Annotated in this window: 15 protein-coding genes and 1 tRNA gene; 6 read left to right on the plus strand and 10 right to left on the minus strand. The window is 66.0% G+C overall.

Features of this window, described 5'->3' with window-relative positions; translation table 11 throughout:
• The first annotated feature begins 27 nt into the window (after positions 1–27).
• Positions 28–849, plus strand: coding sequence for a DUF2182 domain-containing protein (locus tag Q0743_RS08075; protein WP_298241034.1), 822 nt, complete (start codon positions 28–30; stop codon positions 847–849).
• A gap of 131 nt (positions 850–980) precedes the next feature.
• Here the strand turns inward: Q0743_RS08075 and Q0743_RS08080 are convergent.
• Together Q0743_RS08080 and Q0743_RS08085 are read right to left on the minus strand one after the other, a co-directional pair.
• A tRNA-Leu gene (locus Q0743_RS08080) sits at positions 981–1,065 on the minus strand.
• Positions 1,066–1,230: 165 nt separating this feature from the next.
• The gene (locus tag Q0743_RS08085; protein WP_018647371.1) at positions 1,231–1,473 is read right to left on the minus strand and encodes a FliM/FliN family flagellar motor switch protein; all 243 of its coding nucleotides are present in this window, start codon (positions 1,471–1,473) and stop codon (positions 1,231–1,233) included.
• 101 nt (positions 1,474–1,574) lie between these two features.
• Here Q0743_RS08085 and lipB point away from each other — a divergent pair, with 101 nt between their 5' ends.
• Positions 1,575–2,312: a lipoyl(octanoyl) transferase LipB gene (lipB, locus tag Q0743_RS08090; protein ID WP_298241035.1), complete on the plus strand. Its 738-nt coding sequence runs from the start codon at positions 1,575–1,577 to the stop codon at positions 2,310–2,312.
• A 199-nt stretch (positions 2,313–2,511) separates the two neighbouring features.
• Complete coding sequence (locus tag Q0743_RS08095; protein WP_298241036.1) at positions 2,512–3,225, plus strand: DNA helicase; 714 nt, start codon at positions 2,512–2,514, stop codon at positions 3,223–3,225.
• 43 nt (positions 3,226–3,268) lie between these two features.
• Here the strand turns inward: Q0743_RS08095 and Q0743_RS08100 are convergent, their stop codons facing one another.
• Complete coding sequence (locus tag Q0743_RS08100) at positions 3,269–3,691, minus strand: 4-oxalocrotonate tautomerase family protein (protein ID WP_298241037.1); 423 nt, start codon at positions 3,689–3,691, stop codon at positions 3,269–3,271.
• Positions 3,692–3,804: 113 nt separating this feature from the next.
• Between Q0743_RS08100 and Q0743_RS08105 the strand changes: the two genes are divergently transcribed.
• Positions 3,805–4,659 (plus strand): LysR substrate-binding domain-containing protein, encoded by an 855-nt coding sequence (locus Q0743_RS08105; protein ID WP_298241038.1) that lies wholly within the window; start codon positions 3,805–3,807, stop codon positions 4,657–4,659.
• A 4-nt stretch (positions 4,660–4,663) separates the two neighbouring features.
• Here Q0743_RS08105 and Q0743_RS08110 read toward each other — a convergent pair whose 3' ends face one another.
• The 3 genes from Q0743_RS08110 to Q0743_RS08120 are packed head-to-tail and all read right to left on the minus strand — an operon-like array spanning position 4,664 to position 7,336.
• On the minus strand, positions 4,664–6,100 hold the full coding sequence (locus Q0743_RS08110) for a TIGR01777 family oxidoreductase (protein WP_298241039.1): 1,437 nt from the start codon (positions 6,098–6,100) through the stop codon (positions 4,664–4,666).
• Positions 6,097–6,762, minus strand: coding sequence for a DUF4166 domain-containing protein (locus Q0743_RS08115; RefSeq protein WP_298241040.1), 666 nt, complete (start codon positions 6,760–6,762; stop codon positions 6,097–6,099). Before Q0743_RS08115 ends, Q0743_RS08110 begins: the two co-directional genes overlap by 4 nt.
• 16 nt (positions 6,763–6,778) lie before the next feature.
• Entirely contained in the window at positions 6,779–7,336 is a 558-nt protein-coding gene (locus tag Q0743_RS08120; protein ID WP_298241041.1) for a MarR family transcriptional regulator, read from the minus strand.
• Positions 7,337–7,480: 144 nt separating this feature from the next.
• Between Q0743_RS08120 and Q0743_RS08125 the strand changes: the two genes are divergently transcribed.
• Positions 7,481–9,001, plus strand: a complete 1,521-nt coding sequence (locus Q0743_RS08125) for a PAS domain-containing sensor histidine kinase (RefSeq protein WP_298241042.1) — start codon at positions 7,481–7,483, stop codon at positions 8,999–9,001.
• A gap of 186 nt (positions 9,002–9,187) precedes the next feature.
• On the opposite strand, the gene Q0743_RS08130 is transcribed toward Q0743_RS08125, so the two are convergent.
• The 4 genes from Q0743_RS08130 to Q0743_RS08145 form a co-directional block, all read right to left on the minus strand.
• Entirely contained in the window at positions 9,188–9,487 is a 300-nt protein-coding gene (locus Q0743_RS08130) for an acylphosphatase (RefSeq protein ID WP_298241043.1), read from the minus strand.
• Positions 9,484–10,350 (minus strand): isocitrate lyase/PEP mutase family protein, encoded by an 867-nt coding sequence (locus tag Q0743_RS08135; protein WP_298241044.1) that lies wholly within the window; start codon positions 10,348–10,350, stop codon positions 9,484–9,486. The genes Q0743_RS08130 and Q0743_RS08135 overlap by 4 nt, the downstream gene beginning before the upstream one ends.
• Positions 10,351–10,514: 164 nt before the next feature.
• Positions 10,515–12,530, minus strand: coding sequence for an acetyl/propionyl/methylcrotonyl-CoA carboxylase subunit alpha (locus tag Q0743_RS08140; protein WP_298241045.1), 2,016 nt, complete (start codon positions 12,528–12,530; stop codon positions 10,515–10,517).
• A 175-nt stretch (positions 12,531–12,705) separates the two neighbouring features.
• Positions 12,706–13,788, minus strand: coding sequence for a putative zinc-binding peptidase (locus tag Q0743_RS08145; RefSeq protein WP_298241046.1), 1,083 nt, complete (start codon positions 13,786–13,788; stop codon positions 12,706–12,708).
• 222 nt (positions 13,789–14,010) lie between these two features.
• Between Q0743_RS08145 and Q0743_RS08150 the strand changes: the two genes are divergently transcribed.
• The gene (locus Q0743_RS08150; RefSeq protein ID WP_298241047.1) at positions 14,011–16,500 is read left to right on the plus strand and encodes a PAS domain-containing sensor histidine kinase; all 2,490 of its coding nucleotides are present in this window, start codon (positions 14,011–14,013) and stop codon (positions 16,498–16,500) included.
• Positions 16,501–16,616 lie beyond the last annotated feature (116 nt).

Genomic DNA, 16,616 nt, shown 5'->3' on the forward strand with positions numbered 1-16,616 from the left:
CGACGAGGCCGGCAACGTCCATCGCAAATGACCGACAGCGCCCTGGAAACCGTGCTGCGGCGCGATCGCTGGGTCGTCGGCGGCGCGATCGCCCTCATTGTCGTGCTGGCGTGGAGCTATGTGATCTGGATCGCCAACGACATGGACATGGGCGGCATGGACATGACCGACTTCCGCATGATCCCGGCCGGGACCGGAATCATGCTGCCGGCCAACGAGCCGTGGCGCGCGATCGAGTTCGCTTACGTGTTCCTGATGTGGGCGGTGATGATGGTCGGAATGATGGCGCCGTCGGCTGCGCCCATGATTCTGATGTACGCCCGCGTCGGCCGACAGGGCAAAGCGCGGGGCAAGCCGTTCGCCGCGACCGGCTGGTTTGCCGCCGGTTATCTCCTCGCCTGGTGCGGCTTCTCGCTCGCAGCGACCTTTCTGCAATGGGCGATCGAGCGGGCAGCCCTGCTGGATTCGCGGATGACGATCGCGAGCAACCTGTTCGGCGCCATCGTGCTGATCGCGGCGGGTCTCTATCAGTGGACAGCGCTCAAGGACGCCTGTCTCGCCCAGTGCCAATCGCCATTTCTGTTCCTGATGCGCCACGGCGGCTTTCGCAGTGACCCGCGCGGCTGCCTGCTGCTGGGACTACGGCATGGAGGCTATTGCGTCGGCTGCTGCTGGATCCTGATGGCGCTGTTGTTCGTGGGCGGCGTGATGAACGTGCTTTGGATCGCGCTCTTGGCGCTGCTTGTCCTGCTCGAGAAACTCACGCCGGCCGGACGTTGGATCGCGCGCGCCGCCGGCATTGCATCTGTGGCCGCGGGCGCTTGGCTGCTGACGTTGGGGCCACAATAACTGAGGGGGCGCCGACGCTGGGCGGCGCTGGTGAGGTGGCCGGCGCACTTTCTCGTCGTCGCGCCGCAGGAACGCGGCAAGCTCCGGGCTCCAGCCCGGAAACCTCAATGATCGTAAAGAGATAATGAGCCTGGTGCGCTCGGAGGGACTCGAACCCCCACGATTTTACTCACTGCCACCTCAAGGCAGCGCGTCTACCAGTTCCGCCACGAGCGCTTTGGGGATGCCGGCTTGAGGCTTTGAGGGCCGGCCGGATCAACGGCGCCGATCTAACAAATCCATCAGAGGGGTACAAGCCTGCAAAGGCCCAGAATTCCACAAGCTTTGCAGGAAAATTCGGGCCGCTCGCCCGAATCGGCCTTGAGGGCAGTACCCGGGTCGCTACCGGGTCCCCGGCGAACGCGGCAGCATCTGCTTGACCTCGACCGCGATCCGGTTGCGATCGACCAGCACGACGCCGGAGGCGACCGGCAGGTTGTTGGCCAAAACCTTGACCTCGTCGGCTTCGGTTGCGTCGAGCTCGATGATGGCGCCGCGGGAAAGACGTAATACCTGATGGATCGGCATCGTGGTCGTCCCGAGGACGACCATGAGATCCACGGTGACTTTATCGAGGGTGGGCACTGTCAGGACCGCCGCAAACTGGGACTGGGACTTGAATTCTGGGGCTTGGCCATAGGACTTGGCATTTGCTCCCGAGATCATCACCACGTTATGGTTAGCCAATGGTTAATTCACCGCAAAACCCGCGCCAACAGCTCGATTTGACGCCTTTTTCCGCCACAGGCGGCGCGCCCGTCGAGTGGCGAATCTCGGATGCGCCGGTGCCCTACCCGGACGCGGTGGCCGCCATGGAAGCCCGGGTCGCCGCCATCGCGGCGGGCGAGGCCCCCGAGCTGGTCTGGCTGCTCGAACACCCCCCGCTCTACACCTCCGGCACCTCGGGCAAGGAAGGCGACCTGCGCGATCCCCGATTCCCGATCTTCGCCACGGGGCGCGGCGGCCAGCTGACCTATCACGGGCCCGGCCAGCGCGTGGCCTACATCATGCTCGACCTCAAGCGCCGCCGGCCTGATGTCCGGGCCTATGTCGCGAGCCTGGAGGAGCTGATTCTGAAGACGCTCGCCGCCTTCAACGTCCGCGGCGAGCGGCGCGAGGACCGGGTCGGCGTCTGGGTCAAACGGCCCGACAAGGGCGAAGGCTTTGAGGACAAGATCGCGGCGATCGGCGTGCGGCTGAAGCGCTGGGTCTCGTTCCACGGCATCGCGATCAATGTCGAGCCGGAGCTGTCGCATTTCGCCGGCATCGTGCCGTGCGGCGTCGTCGATCCCCGCTACGGCGTCACCTCCCTGGTCGATCTCGGCCAGCTCGTAAGCATGGAAGATGTCGACATCGCGCTGCGCCAGGCGTTCGAGGAGCTGTTCGGACCGACCCGCGCGCTGCTGCCGGAAGCGGCGGTCTGACATTTTCCCGTTTGAGCCCGGTCGTGCGAGCTCTCCGCTTCCGGCGGAATCGGCTAAGCTTGTCTCAGGCGCCGCCCACGCCTCCCCCCTCCGCCGGGAAAGCAGACCTCATGCCGGGCGATGAGACCACCGGCCGACTGTTCGAGCACCGGGCATAAGGAGGGATTGCGCTTTCAGCTCGCAACGGGAGGTTTGGACGATGAGACTCTCTGCGCCTATCTATCATCTGAAGCGACAAGCCAAGCGCCTGTCCCGCGAAGCGGGCATTCCCCTGCACGACGCACTCGATCGCATCGCCGCGACGGAAGGCTTTTCCGCCTGGAGCATGCTCGCAGCGAAAGCGGCTGCACTCACACCTGCCAGCAGGCTGTTCCCGCAATTCCGGCCCGGCGACCTCGTGCTGGTCGGCGCGCGGCCCGGTCAGGGCAAGACGCTGATGAGCCTCCCGCTTGCGGTGGAAGCCATGAGGTCGGGCCATCGCGCCGCGTTCTTCTCGCTCGAATACACCGAGAAAAACGTGCTGGATCGCCTGCGGGCGATCGGCGCGGAGCCGGCGCAGTTCGGCACATTATTCGAGATCGATTGCTCCGATGCCATCAGCGCCGATTATGTCCTGAAGCAAATGGCCACAGCGCCTCGCGGCACCTTCGTGGTGATCGACTATCTGCAACTGCTCGACCAGAGACGCGAAAACCCCGATCTGACCATTCAAGTGCGCGCATTGAAATCGTTCGCACGCGACCAGGGGCTGATCGTCGTCTGCATCTCGCAGATCGATCGATCCTACGATCCCGCGGTCAAGCCCTGCCCTGATCTCAGCGACGTCCGCTTGCCGAACCCGCTGGACCTGACGCTGTTCGACAAGACGTGCTTCCTGAACAATTCCGAAGTCCAGTTCAGAGCTGCGAGCTGACTGCAACAGGGCCGCGGGTGAAAGCACCCGCGGCCTTCTGCAATCACGCCGCCTTCAGCGCAACCGCGAGCTTGCTGGCGATGTAGCGGCGCTCCTGGGTCAGGCCGCCGAAGCCGTAGGCGTCGCCCTTGACCTCGTCGACATGGGCATAGGTCTCGGGATGCAGCGGTCCCAGGATCTCGGCCATGCGCTTGAACATGGCGGCGAGATAGGCCGCCTTCTCGTCCTTGGTGTTGGTGCCTTCGGTGACGTGGATGTCGAGCCAGTAGCTGGCGAGCTTCTGCTCGGCCAGCGACCGGCCGCCGGCGAACCAGTCGTCGGCGTCGACCGACTTCACGATGATCGCGGTCACCTTGGGATCCTTGTGCAGGATATTTGCCGTGAGCTCGGACACCGCGTTCGCGATGTCGGCCTTCAGCGAGGGCGACTGGCGGGAGGTGGTGTAGGACACGGTGATCAGCGGCATGGTGGTTCTCCTCAAGATGCTGCGCGGGTGTTGCGCGGCGTCGAGGAGAAGCTAGACCTTCGTCCGTCATTTTGGTATCTTATCCTTATTGATACCAGTGATAACTATATGTAATGACAACAACCCTCGACATCGCCACAGTCCAGGCCTTCCTGCTGGTCGCCGACCTCCAGAGCTTTACGCGTGCGGCCGAAGCACTCGGCACGACGCAGGCGGCGGTGAGCCTCAAGCTGCAGCGGCTGGAGACGCTGCTGGGCAAACGCCTGGTCGAACGCTCGCCGCGCGCAGTCCGGCTCACGGCAGACGGCGCCGCATTCCTCGATCGCGCCCGCGCGCTGATGGCGGCGCACGACCTCGCGTTGTCAGGCGAGGCTTCTGCCACGCAGTCGCTCTCGCTCGGCATTTCCGACCATGCCGCCGGACCCGAACTGGTGCCGCTGCTCGAACGCCTGCACGCGATGTCCTCAAACCTCACGCTCGCTGTCACCATCGGCTTCTCGCGCGAGATGCAGGATGCCTATGACGCGGGCGAATTGGATGCCGTGATCGTCCGCCAGGAAGGCAGCCGTCGCGGCGGCGAGAAGCTGGCCGAGGACGAGTTTGGCTGGTTCGCATCACGCCGGTTCACACTGCCGAAAGGCGAAGCGCTGCCGCTTGCGACGCTCGCCCCGCCCTGCGGCGTCCGCGCCCTTGCCGTGCGTGCACTCGACAAGGCCGGCCTGCCCTGGCGCGAGCGCTTTGTCGGCGGCGGCGTCACGGCGGTGGTCGCCGCCGCGCTCGCGGGACTTGCGATCGCGCCCCTGGCGCGGCGGATCGCACCGCCCGGACTGATCGATATCGGGCCTGCGCACGAGCTGCCGAAGCTCGGCAGCTCCAAGGTGATGCTGCATTCAAAGGTCAGCGATCCCGCCAAGCTCGCGGCGCTTCGCGTGGTGGCGGCGACGTTCCGGAGTGTCGCTGCCACCTGACGTCTCACAGGATCGCCTCGAATGCACTGCGCAGCGTTTCGTGCCGGAACACGAAGCCGCGGCTCAGCGCCTTGTTCGGCAGCACGCGCTGGCCACCGAGCAGAAGCTCATCGGCAAAGCCGCCGCCGATCCGGCGCAAGAGGCCGCCGGGGATGCGGAACACTGCGGGCCGGTGCAGCCGGCGGCCGAGCTCTTCGGTGAATTTTGCGTTGGTGACGGGGATCGGCGCGGTGGCGTTGACCGGCCCGGCCAGATCGGGTGTCGCCATCACGTAGGCGATCAGGCGAATGAGATCGTCGCGCTCGATCCAGGACATCCACTGCCGCCCGGTGCCGAGCGGACCGCCGAGGCCGAACTCGAACGGCGTCAGCATGCGCGTGATGAAACCGCCTTCGGTGCCGAGCACGAGGCCGATGCGCAAACAGACGACGCGCACGCCGAGCTCCTCCGCCGGCCGCGCCGCCGTCTCCCAGGCTGCGCACAGTTCATGGCTGAAGCAGGCGTGCGACTTCGCAGACTCCGTCAGCACCTGGTCCGCCCACAATCCGTACCAGCCGATCGCAGAGCCGCTGACCAGCACCTCGGGCTTGCGGTCGAGCCGCGCGATCAGCTTGACCACTTCGCCCGTGATGTCGATGCGCGAGCCGATGATCTTCGCCCGCTTCGCCTCGGTCCACAGGCCGTTGCCGATCGGCTCGCCTGCGAGATTGACGATGGCGTCGATCTCTGTGTCGGAGGCGAGCTGATCGAGGCTGGTGACCAGCGTCACCGGCGGCGGCAGCATCTCGGCCTTGGCGGGATTGCGGATGAGCGCGATGACGTTGTGCCCCGCCCCGCTGAGACTCGCTGCGAGGCGGCTCCCGATGAAGCCGGTGGCCCCTGTGATCAGTACGGTCTTGCGTCCCTGAAGCTTCTCGACCAGTCCGTGCGCGGGAGCGCTGCGCATGCGGCCAAGCCGGCGCATCGCCGCAAAGTCCCTGACGCCGCAGAGCGAGGCGCCGACCGCGCAGGCCGTGGCGGCGATGCTGAGCAGACCCTGATTGACGACCATTACACCGAACGGTTGCATCGCCCAGTCGATCAGCACCGGCAGCAGCAGCACCAGGATGGCGCCGTAGTTGATCGCGAGCAGCGTGTGATTGATGCGCTCGCTCGGCGGCAGTCTCCGACTCAAATCCTCCTCGACGAAATCCATCAGCGTGATGACGATCTCGGCGACCAGCACGGCGACGATCAAGAGCGCCAGCGCGCCATAAACCTCGAGCCAGCCGAGCAGCAGGAACAAGAGCGCATAGAGCATGTTGCGGATGCCGTGCAGCTTCAGCTCGAAGCGCTGCGACGGACGCCAGGCCAGGCGCTCGGTGAACTCGTGGTGATAGAAGGTGTCGAACACGCCCATCACGATCTGGATGGCGATGAGGGTCCACAACAGCGCGGTCATGACACGGTCTCCCTGAACACGGCGGACTGGTGGATCAGCGCGCCGTAACGCGGATGAATGACATCGAGGGTGAAGCGGAAGGCGCCCGCACCGAGATCGCGGTGCGTCACGGTGAGATCGCCCGGCGTGAGCCATTGCGGCAGCGGGAGCCACAGGCGTCCGAGCTGGAGGCCGTAACCGGCGCTGCGGAAGGTCAGCGTCTCGCCTTCGACCGCGATCCGCAGCGCCATGGAAATGCCGAAGCCGACATATTCCTCGAGCCCGGTCGGGCCGGCGAAACGCTTGGCGGAATGGATCACTTGCGGAAAGCCGCGCTTGCGCGCGCAGATGCGGGTCCAGGTCTGGCCGCCGGTCGCGGCATCCTCGGTGACGCTGACGATCATGGGAACGCCGACGTCGCGGCCCGTCGGCAGCGGCCCGCCGATCATGCGCACCGCTTGTGCGAGCCACCAGCCGATCTCGCTGAACGAGACCTCGTCGACGACACCGACATAGACCACGCTGTCGCCATCAGCCACGCGCTTGGAAAAGCGCCGCCAGGTCGCCAGCGGCAGGCGGCCCCAATCCTCGTCCGACAGCAACGCGCGGAAGCGGCGGTCGTCGAGCAGTTTTGTGTGGGCGGATGTCGATGCGCTGGAGCCTGGTAATCGAGCCGACGTCATCGCACCCTCCTCGAACCTATTTGACCTTGCCCGACGGCAGCAGGTTGGCGATCTTCTCGCCAAGCTTCATCAGCGCGACCAGCCGCGGCCGCGGCACCTTCAGCATCTGCATGAACCAGTGGTCGGCGAGTTCGGTGAAGGCGAGCATCTCCTTCAGCCGCTTGCTCGCGACCGGATTGATGGTGGGATCGCCGGCGGCATCGGACACGCAGGCCCGGAGCGCCGCGATCGCCGGATCGAGCTCCCGCTCCTTGCGGCGCGCTGCGATGCGGGCTGCGACCTCCCAGATGTCGGTCTCGGCCTCGTAATGGTCGCGGCGGTCGCCGAGGATCGGCACGCGCCGGATCAGGTTCCAGGCCAGCAGCTCCTTCAGCGAGTTGGAGACGTTGGAGCGTGCCATGCCGAGCACGTCGGCGATGTCCTCCGCCGTCATCGGCGCCTCCGCAAGATAGAGCAGCCCGTGGATCTGGCTGACCGAGCGGTTGACGCCCCAGCCATCCCCCATGTCGCCCCAATGCAGGATGAAGCGCTCGACGGCGGCTGGGAGTTTCTTTTTTCCGGTCATTTCTGTCATAACAGAAATATCTGACGTGACTGCGTCGCTGTCAAGTGGGTGTCTGGATGCCGTCGGCACCGGGAGATTTGCCTAAAAATATCCCATGCTTCGGGAACCATTCGACCCCTCCGGCGTTTGCCCCGGTCGAGGCGGGGTCCCGGAATGGTCGAAAAGTTCAGTCAACAGAGAGACTTGTTCGAAAGCGAACGCAGTTTCCGACTGTTGGTTGAGGGAGTCGCGGACTACGCCCTCTACATGCTCGATCCCAACGGGATCATCACCAGCTGGAACATTGGCGGCGAGCGCATCAAGGGCTATTCGCCTCAGGAAATCCTCGGCCAGCATTTTTCCCGATTCTATACCGACACCGACCGCGCCAACGGCAAGCCGGCCCGTGCGCTCGGCATCGCCCGGGAAAAGGGCCGTTACGAGGAGGAAGGCTGGCGCGTCCGCAAGGACGGCACGTTCTTTTGGGCGAGCGTCGTGATCGACCCGATCTACGAGGACGGCCAACTTGTCGGATTCGCCAAGATCACGCGCGACATCACCGAACGCCGCAATGCGCAGATCAAGCTCGAGGCGATGCAGAAGCAACTCGCCGAGTCCCAAAAGTTCGACGCGCTTGGGCAACTCACCGGCGGGGTCGCGCACGACTTCAACAACCTCCTGATGATCATCAGCGGCAGTCTTCACATGCTGAAGCGAGGCGCCGACGACGAGACCAAGGTTCAGCGCGCCATCTCGGCCATCGAGACCGCCGCCAAGCGAGGCGCGGCGCTGACCAACCAGCTCCTCACCTTCGCGCGGCGGCAGAGCGTCAATCCGCAGGCGATCGACTTTGCCGAACGCATCGCGGCGATCCGCGAGGTGCTCGATGCCGGTGTCGGCAGCTCCGTACGTCTGACCCTGGACGTCGGCCGCGACATTTGGCCGATCACGACCGACGTCTCCGAGCTCGAGACCGCCCTGCTCAACCTCGTCATCAATGCCCGCGACGCCATGCCCGACGGTGGCACGGTGACGATCGGCGCACGCAATGTCGTGCTGGACGAGGCGCCGTTTACCGGCGACTTCGTTGCGATCGACGTCGTCGACACCGGGCTCGGCATTCCCTCCGACGTTCTCGACAAGGTCTTCGAGCCGTTCTTCACGACCAAGCCGATTGGAAAAGGCACGGGCCTCGGCCTGTCCCAGGTGCACGGCTTCGCCCATCAGGCCGGCGGCACGGTGAGGGTCGCAAGCGCGCTCGGCAAGGGCACGACGTTCACCATCCTGCTGCCGCGCGGCGAAGACATTCCCATGCCCGAGGCGCCGGCAGAGGCGGCGTTCCACGGCAGCGGCACGGTGCTGCTGGTGGAGGACAATCCGGATGTCGCTCTCGTCAGCACCGGCCTTCTGGAGCAGCTCGGCTACCAGGTGCGCCGGGTCGCGGACGCCGAAGCCGCCTTGCGCGAGATCGAGAAGAACGGCGTCGACTTCGTGTTCTCCGACATCGTCATGCCCGGCAAGATGGACGGCCTCACCCTCGCCCATCATCTCCGCCAGCTTCGCCCCGGCCTGCCGATCCTGCTCGCCACCGGTTACAGCGAAGTCGCCGCCGGCGTGCTCGGCGACTTCCCGATCCTGCGCAAGCCCTACGAGATCCACGAGCTCAGCGAGGCGATCGCCAAGCTGCCGAGGTGATTTTCTCTTCGCCTCTCCCCGCGTGCGGGGAGAGGCCGGAATACGCGCTGAAGGCGCGAATTCCGGGTGAGGGGGAGTCTCCGCAAGGGCAACTCTGACCGTCCTCGCGGAGACTCCCCCCCCCCCCCCCCCCCCCCCCCCCCCTCACCCCAACCCTCTCCCCGCAAGCGGGGCGAGGGAGCAGACCTACACCGTCGGCAGTACCGAAAACGCTTCCCCTGCCCGCCGCAAATTCAGCTCGTCCGCACCGGCGGTCTCGCTGGTCACGCTGTCGACGCGCGAGGACGGCGGGCCGTGACGGCAGAGTGCGACCATGTCGGCGACGTGCTTGGGCGAGCCCGCGAACAGCGCTTCCACGGCGCCGTCGCGGCGGTTGCGCACCCAGCCTTCGAGACCGCTCGCGGTAGCCTGATACTCCACCCAGGCCCGATAACCGACGCCCTGCACGCGCCCGCGGATCATGACCTGGAGGATCGCCCGACTCATTTTTTCAGCCCGAGCATGTCGGCGCTGCGCGCCTTGACGTCGGCCTCGCGCATGACACGGGCCGTCAGCTCCGAAGATGCGAGACCCTTGAGGCTTTTCGGCGGCGTGCCCTCGCGCAGAGCCTTCAGCGTCTCGTAGACCGCCTGTGTCGCCGCGGCGATCGGCGCATGGCCCTGGAGCGCGATGCGGACGCGCTGGCTGGCGAGATAGTCGAGCGCGCTCAAATCCTCCGGCGCCCCGCCGAGCACGATCGGCAGGCGCGTCGCGGCGGTGACCGCCTCGAGCTCGGCGCGCGACTTGATGCCGGTGAAGAACAGCGCATCGACGCCGGTGGCCTCATAGGCCTTGGCGCGCTTGATCGCATCCTCGATCGAGGTGATCGAGGCAGCGCCGGTGCGGCCCATGATGACGAGCGAGGCATCGCTGCGGCCATCGAGCGCCGCCTTCATCTTGCCGACGCCCTCCTCCAGTGAGATCAGCTGCGTCTTCGCCTCGCCGAAGGCAGCCGGCAGCAGCGTGTCCTCGATGGTGAGTCCGGCGGCGCCCGCCGCCTCCAGCTCCTGCACCGTGCGGCGGACATTGAGCGGATTGCCATAGCCGTGATCGGCATCGACCAGCACGGGAAGCGCAGAGGCGCGCGACATCCGGCGCATCTGCTCCGCAAGCTCGGTGAGCGTGATCAGCGTGATGTCGGGGTCGCCAAGCACGGCGAGCGAGGCAACCGATCCGCCGAACATGCCGATGGGAAAACCGAGATCCTCGGCGATGCGGATCGAGATCGCGTCATAGACCGAGCCCGGATGGACGCAGGCCGGGCCCGTCAGGATGGATCGCAAAGTCTCGCGGCGGGAACGAAAGGCCATGGGTGCTGTCTCGGTTAAGTCACGGAGGCCGCAACATACTCCGTCATTGCGAGCGAAGCGAAGCAATCCAGGAATGCATCCGCGGAGACAGGCTGGATTGCTTCGTCGCGAAGGGCTCCTCGCAATGACGGTGTCCGTGGGGCCCTGCGAGAGCCCACTCACACCTACGCAAACTCCAGGATCAGCGCGTCCACCGCGAGCGTCGCGCCGGCGCTGGCGTGGATCTTCTTCACGGTGCCGTCCTGCTCGGCGCGCAGCACGTTCTGCATCTTCATGGCTTCGACCACGGCGAGCGTCTCGCCGGCCTTGACTTCCTGCCCCTCGGTCACCGCGATCGAGACCACGAGGCCGGGCATCGGACACAGCAGCTTCTTGCCGGTGTCCGCGGCCGTCGTCACCGGCATCAGCCGTGCCGAGGTCGCTTCCGCTTCGGTCCAGACATAGACCGGCACCTCGACGCCCTGATGCGCCAGACGAATGCCGTTCGGGATCGGCCGCGCCTGCACCGCGACGAAGTGACCGTCGATGGTGCCCTGCCAGACCGGGTCGCCCGGCTTCCACGGCGAGGCCAAGAGATGCGCGTTGCCAGCCTTGCCCTCGGCGTCGAGGAAGCGGATCGCGATGGCCTCGCCCTCGCGTCCGACCTCGAGCTGGATTTCCTGGCGGTCGAGCCAGACCGCGCGACGGCGCTCGCGCTGCACGACGCGGCCGCCCATCTGGCCGGAGATCTGCCGCTTGCGCTCACCGAGCACATGATCGATGGCGGCGCCGACCGCGGCGATACGCCGGGCGACCTCGCCTTCGGGCACGCGCACCGCAAAGCCCTTGGGAAACTCCTCGGCGATGAAGCCGGTCGACAGCCGGCCCTCGCGCCAGCGCGGATGATGCATCAGCGCCGACAGGAACGGGATGTTGTGCCTGATACCATCGACATAAAACGAGTCCAGCGCGGTCGACTGGGCCTCGATCGCAGCGGCACGCGAAGGCGCGTGGGTGACGAGCTTGGCGATCATCGGATCGTAGTGGATCGAGATCTCGCCGCCTTCCTGCACGCCGGTGTCGTTGCGGATGGTGATGCCGTCCCTGCTGGCTTCCGCCGGCGGGCGATACTTCACGAGCCGCCCGATCGAGGGCAGGAAGTTGCGGAACGGGTCTTCGGCATAGAGACGCGATTCCACCGCCCAGCCGGTGAGCGTGACGTCCTTCTGCGCGATGGCGAGCTTCTCGCCGGCGGCCACGCGGATCATCTGCTCGACGAGGTCGATGCCGGTGACGAGCTCGGTGACGGGATGCTCGACCTGCAGGCGCGTGTTCATCTCCAGGAAGTAGAAGCTCTTGTCCTGGCCTGCGACGAACTCGACGGTGCCGGCGGAATCGTAGTTGACGGCCTTGGCCAGCGCCACCGCCTGCTCGCCCATCTTGCGGCGGGTGGCCTCGTCGAGCAGCGGCGACGGCGCCTCCTCGATGACCTTCTGGTTGCGACGCTGGATCGAGCACTCGCGCTCGCCGAGATAGATGACGTTGCCGTGCTTGTCGCCGAGCACCTGGATCTCGATGTGGCGGGGATCGACGATGAACTTCTCGACGAAGACGCGGTCGTCGCCGAACGAGGCCTTTGCCTCGGCCTTGGCGAGGTTGAAGCCTTCGGCGACCTCGGCCCTGGAATGGGCGATGCGCATGCCCTTGCCGCCGCCGCCGGCCGAAGCCTTGATCATCACGGGGTAGCCGATCTCGTCGGCGATCTTCACCGCGTGCTTGTCGTCCTCGATGACGCCGAGATAGCCCGGCACGGTCGAGACCTTGGCTTTCGCAGCCGCCTTCTTGGATTCGATCTTGTCGCCCATCGCGGCGATCGCGCCGGGGTTCGGGCCGATGAAGACGATGCCGGCCGCCTCCAGCGCGCGCGGAAACGCCTCGCGCTCGGACAGGAAGCCGTAGCCGGGATGCACGGCTTGCGCGCCCGTCTTGCGGCAGGCCTCGACGATCTTCTCGATCACCAGATAGCTCTCGGCCGCCGCGGGCGGCCCGATCAGCACGGCCTCGTCGGCCATCTCGACATGGAGAGCGTCGCGGTCGGCCTCGGAATAGACCGCAACCGTCTCAATTCCCATCTTGCGAGCGGTCTTGATGACCCGGCAGGCGATTTCGCCGCGATTGGCGATCAGAATGCGTTTGAACATGCTTTTCTTGAGTCTCGACCTTGGGCGGGACCCTTCCCTGGCCGTTGGGGCCTTTGGGGCGGGCCGTGTGGCTCCCGTGGTACAGCAAAATCGGCCGGAGGCAACGGTCTAAATCCGGCTCGCGCTGGCGTACCAGCGCAAGACCGAAACCGGCCTGACGAGCCCTTGGAACGACCTACGGCTTCCCGGGCCTCGACACGGACTTGGCGACGTCCCGGACCAGGCCATGAATGAAGCCGAGCTTGCCGACCACCGCGGGCGACAGGATGAAGGGATAGAGGTCACGCAGACCCATGGCCCGGTTGACGCTGTTCATGGCGAAGGTGAAGGGCAGCCATGCGTTGACCAGCGCCTCGACATCGCGTGCCTCGTAGGGGTTGAAACGGATACGTGCCGTCAACTCCCCGTCGCGGTCGACCTTGGGGCGCACCTCCATGCCGAACTCACCGGCCATCTCCAGGGTGTCGACGATGTGGAGGTAGTGCGCCCAGGTCTCGGCGAAGTCTTCCCAGGGGTGCATCGTGGCGTAGGCGGAGACGAAGTTCTGCTGCCAGTCCGGCGGCGCGCCTTCGGCATAATGACGCTGGAGGGCCTGCCCATAATCGGTGGAATCGTCGCCGAATACCGCACGGCATTCATCGAGCTTGCCGCCGCCCTGCACCAGCACGTCCCAGAAATAGTGCCCGACCTCGTGGCGGAAATGCCCGAGCAGCGTCCGATAGGGCTCGCCCATCTCGAGCCGGCGCCGCTCGCGCTCGATATCGTCGGTCTCGGTCAGCGCGATCGTGATCAGGCCGTTGTCGTGACCGGTCATCACCCTCTCGCCGCTCTGCGGATCGTCGGCGAGGAAATTGAAGATCAGACCATGCTCGGGGTCGTCGTGCCGGGTCCGGAGCGGCAGCTTCCAGCGGATCAGGGAATAGAACAGACGGTGTTTCGCCACCTCCAGCTCGCGCCAGCCGGCAAGCTGGGCGGGGTCGGACAGATCGGGCACGATGCCGTTGTGGCGGCAGGCGCGGCAATAGCCGTTGCCCTCGCCCGGATCCGTCAGCCAGTTGCAGGCATCGTACTCGGCATTCCGGCACAGCATCCGGCTTTCGCCCTTGTCGGCCAGGACCCTCCAGGCCTCTCCGTCGGGCTCGATGGCCGACATCGTCTCCTTCTCGGGCAGGAAGGCGACGCGGTGGCCGCACCGTTCGCAGGCGCGGTTCTCGAAATAGATGACGTTGCCGCAGGACTGGCAGACAAACAGCTTCAAGATTTATCCTCTTCGAAAAGAGAGTCTTATCGATGGGCGATGTGGCGCCTCGCGAAGACGCATCCGCCGCTGCATCGTTCCAATGTCCGGAACAAAATGCCAGACCGGGCGTTTTCTGACCGCAGTTTTCCTCGTTCCGGCTGGCCGCCGGCCTTTCCAGACAGCCGATTTCCTCTAAGCAATGGTCATCACGCGCCGTCTGTGTGAATATCGGTCCGGCACGTGCGCCCCCGCATGACAACGGCCGATGCCTTGAACGATCCCTCGAAAGACCCCTTGCCCGAGACCGCCGCCGCCGAAAGGCTGCGCCAACACCTCGAAGACGTCGCGCGCGAGCGCGACAACGCCTATCGCGCGCTCCAGGAGCGCGAGGCCGAGCTGGCGCGCATCCAGCGCATCGGCAAGGTCGGCGGCGTCGAGGTCGATTTCCGCGAAGGCTTCAAGAACCGCCGCTCGCCCGAATATCTGATCATCCACGGCCTCCCCCCGGAAGCGGCCGACGAGTCGCACGAGGACTGGGTCAATCGCATCCATCCCGAGGATCGCGAGCCGACCGTCAGACATTTCTTCGAGGCTCTCGCCGGCGCGAGCGAAGACTACAGCGCCGAATACCGCATTGTCCGCCCCAATGACGGCGAGACCCGCTGGATCCGCGTCGTCGCCAAGATCGAACGCGACGGCGAGGGTCGCGCCATCCGCCTCGTTGGCGCCCATATCGACATCACCGATCAGGCCCTGGCCCGCGAGACGCTGCGCGAGAGCGAAGAGCGCTTTCGGCTGATCGCCGACAGCGCGCCGGTGCCGATCTGGGTGACCAAGCTCGACCGCACGCGATCCTTCGCCAACCAGGCCTATGTCGACTTCGTCGGCCTGCCCTACGACCAGGCCATCGCCTTCGACTGGCGCAAGGTGCTGCATCCCGACGACCTGCCGCACGTGCTGCAGCAATCCGTGCAGGGCGAAGCGTCGCTCAAGCCCTTCGTGCTGGAAGCGCGTTACAGGAACGCCAGCGGCGAATGGCGCTGGCTGCGCTCGGAATCGCAGCCGCGCTGGGATCCGACCGGCAAGCACATCGGCTTCATCGGCGTCGCCCACGACATCACCGTCGCCAAGCAGGCCGAGATCGAGCTCAGGCGGCTCAACGAGACCCTTGAAGAGCGCATCGCCGAGCGCACGGCCGAGCTCGAGGCCAACGAGTCCCGGCTGCGCGCCATCCTGGCCACCAGCAACCAGTATCAGGGGCTGGTCAACCTCAAGGGCGAATTGCTCTACGCCAACCGCACAGCGCTCGACGGCATCAAGGCGAGCGCCGCCGACGTGATCGGAAAACCTTTCTGGGACACGCCCTGGTTCACCGGCACCGACGGCATGACGGCCACGGTGCGCGAAGCCTTCAATGCCGTGCTCAAGGGCGAGGCCGTGCGGCTGGAGATGCGCCTGCGCCTGCCCATCGGCGAGCGCGATTTCGACTTCGGCATGCGTCCCGTGCTCGACCGCCACGGCAACATCACCGGCGCCGTCCCCGAAGCCGTCGACATCACCGAGCGCCGCCGCGGCGAGGAAGCGCTGCGGCAATCGCAGAAGATGGAGGCGATCGGCCAGCTCACCGGCGGTGTCGCGCACGACTTCAACAATCTCCTCACCATCATCCGCTCCGCCACCGATTTCCTGCGCCGCCGCGAGCTGCCGGAAGAGCGCCGCCGCCGCTATGTCGACGCGATCTCCGAGACGGTCGAGCGCGCCTCCAAGCTGACGGCCCAGCTCCTGGCCTTCGCGCGCCGGCAGCCGCTGAAACCCCAGATCTTCAACGTCGGCAACCAGGTCGAGGGCGTCGCACAACTGGTCCGTCCGCTGGTCGGCGGCCGGATCGAAATCGCGGTGGAGATCCACGATGCCGACTGCTTCACCGTCGCCGACATCGCCCAGTTCGAGACCGCGCTGATCAACCTCGCCATCAACGCCCGCGACGCCATGGACGGCGAAGGCCGCCTCACCATCGCCGTGCGCAAGGTCTCCGGGATTCCCAGCCTGCGCGCGCAATCGGCGCGCGGCGGCGAGTTCGTCGCCATCTCCGTCACCGACACCGGCAGCGGCATCGCCCCGGACCATCTCGACTCGATCTTCGAGCCGTTCTTCACCACCAAGGAGGTCGGCAAGGGCACCGGCCTCGGCCTCAGCCAGGCGTTCGGCTTCGCCAAGCAGTCCGAGGGCGACATCGCGGTGACGAGCACGCAAGGCGAAGGCGCGACCTTCACCATCTACCTGCCGCAGGCCCAGAGCCCGGCTGCCGAGAAGGAGGCCGCAGCCCTGACCAGCGAGGCCGCCACCACCGGGCGCGGCTACCGCGTGCTCGTGGTCGAGGACAATGACGATGTCGGCCGATTCTCGACCGAGCTGCTGGAAGATCTCGGCTATGTCGTCCGCCGCGTCGCCAATGCCAATGCGGCGCTTGCCATCCTGGGGGAGAACGAATTCGCCGTCGATCTCGTCTTCTCCGACGTGATCATGCCCGGCATGAACGGCGTCGAGCTCGCCGGCATCATCCGTGAGCGCTATCCCGGCCTGCCCGTCGTGCTCACCTCCGGCTACAGCAACGTGCTCGCCGAAAACGCCCATCGCGGCTTCGAGTTGATCCAGAAGCCGTATTCGGTGGAATCGCTCTCGCGCATCCTGCGCAAGGCGATCACGGAGAAGCTGTCGGTAGCGCGGTGAATGCCGGCCAAACCTACGGTGTCGTCCCGGACAAGCGCGCCTCAAGCGCGCGCCGATCCGGGACCCATAACCCCAGAACGGCGTTGTACCGCTAGCTGGTAACCGCGCGTCGTCGC

It is taken from the genome of uncultured Bradyrhizobium sp. (genome assembly GCF_936943645.1).
In the GTDB taxonomy this organism is placed as follows: domain Bacteria; phylum Pseudomonadota; class Alphaproteobacteria; order Rhizobiales; family Xanthobacteraceae; genus Bradyrhizobium.

Excerpts from the sequence above, each read along its gene's own strand:
- Q0743_RS08075 (WP_298241034.1), top strand. The coding sequence starts at position 28 with ATGACCGACAGCGCCCTGGAAACCGTGCTGCGGCGCGATCGCTGGGTC.
- lipB (WP_298241035.1), top strand. The coding sequence starts at position 1,575 with ATGGTTAATTCACCGCAAAACCCGCGCCAACAGCTCGATTTGACGCCT.
- Q0743_RS08095 (WP_298241036.1), top strand. The coding sequence starts at position 2,512 with ATGAGACTCTCTGCGCCTATCTATCATCTGAAGCGACAAGCCAAGCGC.
- Q0743_RS08100 (WP_298241037.1), bottom strand. The coding sequence starts at position 3,691 with ATGCCGCTGATCACCGTGTCCTACACCACCTCCCGCCAGTCGCCCTCG.
- Q0743_RS08105 (WP_298241038.1), top strand. The coding sequence starts at position 3,805 with ATGACAACAACCCTCGACATCGCCACAGTCCAGGCCTTCCTGCTGGTC.
- Q0743_RS08110 (WP_298241039.1), bottom strand. The coding sequence starts at position 6,100 with ATGACCGCGCTGTTGTGGACCCTCATCGCCATCCAGATCGTGATGGGC.
- Q0743_RS08115 (WP_298241040.1), bottom strand. The coding sequence starts at position 6,762 with ATGACGTCGGCTCGATTACCAGGCTCCAGCGCATCGACATCCGCCCAC.
- Q0743_RS08120 (WP_298241041.1), bottom strand. The coding sequence starts at position 7,336 with ATGACAGAAATGACCGGAAAAAAGAAACTCCCAGCCGCCGTCGAGCGC.
- Q0743_RS08125 (WP_298241042.1), top strand. The coding sequence starts at position 7,481 with ATGGTCGAAAAGTTCAGTCAACAGAGAGACTTGTTCGAAAGCGAACGC.
- Q0743_RS08130 (WP_298241043.1), bottom strand. The coding sequence starts at position 9,487 with ATGAGTCGGGCGATCCTCCAGGTCATGATCCGCGGGCGCGTGCAGGGC.
- Q0743_RS08135 (WP_298241044.1), bottom strand. The coding sequence starts at position 10,350 with ATGGCCTTTCGTTCCCGCCGCGAGACTTTGCGATCCATCCTGACGGGC.
- Q0743_RS08140 (WP_298241045.1), bottom strand. The coding sequence starts at position 12,530 with ATGTTCAAACGCATTCTGATCGCCAATCGCGGCGAAATCGCCTGCCGG.